Genomic DNA, 717 nt, shown 5'->3' with positions numbered 1-717 from the left:
CAGTACTTCGCGCACTGTTACGTGGAGGGTGACGTCGACTTCGTCTTCGGCCGGGCCACCGCCGTGTTCGAGCACTGCCGGTTCCGTACGCTGTTCCGCCCCGATCTGGCTGCGGCCCCGCACGGCTTCGTCTTCGCCCCGTCCACGGCACGGGAGAACCCGTACGGGTTCCTCGCCTCCCACTGCCGGATCACCAGCGAGGCCCCGGACGGCCACTACAAGCTGGCCCGGCCCTGGGTACCCGGCTCGGACCTCACCGCCTGGCCGTCGCTCGTGGTCCGGGAGAGCGTGCTCGACGCGGGGACCGACGCGGTCGCCCCGTACGCGAACATGCGGGACGCCTACCCGTGGCAGGAGCAGCGCTTCGGCGAGTACCGCAACTCCGGCCCGGGCGCCCGGGTCACCGTGCCGGAGAACCGCCCCCAACTCACCCCGGCCGAGGCCGAATCGGCGACCCGAACCGGCTACCTGGGCGACTGGGACCCGTGCCCGCCCCGGTGGCGCCGAACCCTCGGGAAGGGGGGAGGGGGTCCCTGAGGGCCGGGGCGACGCCCGCGGGGGATCGACGCCTCCGGGTCCGCTACCCGAGGAACGACAGACGGACCTGGCGGTCGGGGTTGTCCTTGTTCGTGTCCACCAGGCACACCGACTGCCAGGTGCCGAGCGCCAGTTCGCCGTCGATCACGGGGAGTGTCGCGTGCGGGGCGACGATGGCAG

Annotated in this window: 2 protein-coding genes; one reads left to right on the top strand and one right to left on the bottom strand. The window is 72.7% G+C overall.

All coding sequences use genetic code 11. The annotated features are described in order from the left end of the window. The coding region (locus AOK00_RS40220) for a pectinesterase family protein (RefSeq protein WP_254047339.1) at nucleotides 1–537 on the top strand (537 nt) is incomplete at its 5' end. A gap of 43 nt (nucleotides 538–580) precedes the next feature. Here the strand turns inward: AOK00_RS40220 and AOK00_RS37015 are convergent. After that, on the bottom strand, nucleotides 581–717 hold a 137-nt coding region (locus AOK00_RS37015), incomplete at its 5' end, for a YjbQ family protein (RefSeq protein ID WP_173861546.1).

Source organism: Streptomyces aureus, from assembly GCF_001418135.1.
GTDB lineage: Bacteria > Actinomycetota > Actinomycetes > Streptomycetales > Streptomycetaceae > Streptomyces > Streptomyces aureus_A.
Note: the sequence above shows the minus strand (reverse complement) of the source record. Positions and strands in the feature narration are given on the sequence as shown.